We start from the raw sequence: 1,297 nt of genomic DNA on the forward strand, positions 1-1,297 counted from the left end.
GCGAAAGGACTTATAGGGTATAAACGACTTAAAAAGAAATAATCAGCCCATCAACCCCTCTAAATAATCCGCCCACCACTGCAATACCCGCAAATGCTCCCGCGAGTTGAAGTCCCTAAAATACGCTTTATCCACTTCATTACCGGGCGTATGCAGCAGCACTTCATCAATGATACGCTTTTCAAACATAGCTCGCTCGCCGTCGGTTGCCCGAATAGCAAAGGTAGCAAACATCGAGCGAAAGCCGTGCGCGTGTAGATCGGCTATACCCAAGCGCTTCAGCGTTTTTAATAGCGTGCCGTCCGAGATAGCCCAGCCGCTCCGCACAGAGTAAGTGCTCGATTTGAAAACTATCCCCTCCGTGCTTATTTCTTTTTGACGCTCTAAAATTTGCTTTGCCTGCCTCGGAAGCGGCAAGCGCGCATTTACTCCCGTTTTATTGTCAGTCTCTTTGAAATACACGAAATCCCCGTCTATTCTATCCCAACAAAGCTCCCTGATTTGATGCGGGCGCTGCGCCATAATCAGATTGAAAAAAAAGAGATTTTTGATCGTCGACTCTATAAGGGCGTCTCTGACCGCTTCTATAATCTCTTTTAGGCGCTTTGGATCCGTCACTGCCTTTCTGTGCTCTACTTTCTTTTTAGGATAAATTTCGCTCATATCGCCGACAATCTCGTAGATAAACGATATATCGCCCGCCGCGTTTTGGGCGCGAGCAAATTTAAGCACGTCGCGCAGGATCGGTATTATCTTTTTAGCACTTGCAAAATTCACGCCTTTGGTTGCCGCGATCACTTCCTTTGTACCAATCTCATCTATCGGCATATTGCCTAGAGGTTGCAGCAGATGTTTATTTACGCGATTTACCATCTTGCGACGAGATTGCCTAATTTTCTCGCTATCCTCGGGCGGAATTTTGATATCCAGCCACGCACAGAAAACATCTTTTAGCTTCTGCTTTTGTAGCTCGTCGCTCGCGCCGGACTTACGCAGGCTCATTGCTTTTTCTCTAGCCTCGGCAAGACTTATATCGTCAAAGCCCCCTAGCGTCGTGTAGCCTCTTTTTGTGCGTAGTTTGTAGTATCTGTTGCCGTTTGCGAAACACACGAGATACAGCGCGCACGTGCTATCGATGGAATACGCCTTGAGTTTGCCGCTGCCCTCAAATTTTAGCTTCTTCACCTGCGTCGCGGTTAAAATTTTAGCCATTTTATACCTCTGTTATACAAAAAGTTATACATTTTTTACGAAAATAATTATAAATCGATATAAATTAATATAAATTAAAAATAGC

1 protein-coding gene is annotated in these 1,297 nt (G+C 45.2%); it reads right to left on the reverse strand.

Features of this window, described 5'->3' with window-relative positions; genetic code table 11:
• Positions 1 to 42 precede the first annotated feature (42 nt).
• A complete protein-coding gene (locus Q0174_RS06150; RefSeq protein ID WP_298042427.1) occupies positions 43 to 1,212 on the reverse strand; it encodes an integrase arm-type DNA-binding domain-containing protein in 1,170 nt (389 codons plus the stop codon).
• Positions 1,213 to 1,297: the final 85 nt, after the last annotated feature.

This window comes from uncultured Campylobacter sp. (assembly GCF_937996225.1).
In the GTDB taxonomy this organism is placed as follows: Bacteria; Campylobacterota; Campylobacteria; order Campylobacterales; family Campylobacteraceae; genus Campylobacter_B.